We start from the raw sequence: 1,158 nt of genomic DNA, 5'->3' as shown, positions 1-1,158 counted from the left end.
GGAGCTGTCGAAGGTGGGACTGGCGATTGGGACGAAGTCGTAACAAGGTAGCCGTACCGGAAGGTGCGGCTGGATCACCTCCTTTCTAAGGAGCACTTCTCACCAAGTTCGCTTGGTCAGAGACCAGTACACCGGCGAATGTTCGGTGCTGGTTGCTCATGGGTGGAACGTTGACTATTCGGCACTCTTGGCTGCTTTGTTTTCCAGTACTGCTCTTCGGGGCGTGGAACGGGAACATGGTGGTTGGGGGTGCCGGGCGCGCTGTTGGGTGTCTGAGGGTACGGACTGCGTTTCGTAGTTTGTGTCTTCGGGATGCCGGCCCCGGTGAACTCGTTGCGTAGGCAGCGGGGTGGCGGGTGGTTGGTCGTTGTTTGAGAACTGCACAGTGGACGCGAGCATCTGTGGCCAAGTTTTTAAGGGCGCACGGTGGATGCCTTGGCACCAGGAACCGATGAAGGACGTGGGAGGCCGCGATAGGCCCCGGGGAGCTGTCAACCGAGCTTTGATCCGGGGGTGTCCGAATGGGGAAACCCGGCAGTCGTCATGGGCTGTCACCCGCTGCTGAACACATAGGCAGTGTGGAGGGAACGAGGGGAAGTGAAACATCTCAGTACCCTCAGGAAGAGAAAACAACCGTGATTCCGGGAGTAGTGGCGAGCGAAACCGGATGAGGCCAAACCGTATGTGTGTGATACCCGGCAGGGGTTGCGCATGCGGGGTTGTGGGAGTGCACTTGACTGGTCTGCCGGCTGGTCGGAGAGTCAGAAACCGTACAGGTAGGCGAAGGACATGCGAAAGGTCCGGCGTAGAGGGTAAGACCCCCGTAGCTGAAATCTGTACGGCTCTCTTGCGTATTTCCCAAGTAGCACGGGGCCCGAGAAATCCCGTGTGAATCTGGCGGGACCACCCGCTAAGCCTAAATATTCCCTGGTGACCGATAGCGGATAGTACCGTGAGGGAATGGTGAAAAGTACCGCGGGAGCGGAGTGAAATAGTACCTGAAACCGTGTGCCTACAAGCCGTGGGAGCGTCGCTGTATGTGCTTGCACATACAGTCGTGACTGCGTGCCTTTTGAAGAATGAGCCTGCGAGTTTGCGGTGTGTTGCGAGGTTAACCCGTGTGGGGAAGCCGTAGCGAAAGCGAGTCCGAACAGGGCG

2 rRNA genes are annotated in these 1,158 nt (G+C 58.2%); both read left to right on the top strand.

Annotated elements, in window-relative coordinates:
• Positions 1-85: ribosomal RNA gene (locus tag ACFT9I_RS40315) — 16S ribosomal RNA — on the top strand; the annotation flags it as partial.
• A gap of 318 nt (positions 86-403) precedes the next feature.
• A 23S ribosomal RNA gene (locus ACFT9I_RS40310) occupies positions 404-1,158 on the top strand; the annotation flags it as partial.

It is taken from the genome of Streptomyces sp. NPDC057137 (genome assembly GCF_042670825.1).
Lineage (GTDB): Bacteria > Actinomycetota > Actinomycetes > Streptomycetales > Streptomycetaceae > Streptomyces.
Note: the sequence above shows the minus strand (reverse complement) of the source record. Positions and strands in the feature narration are given on the sequence as shown.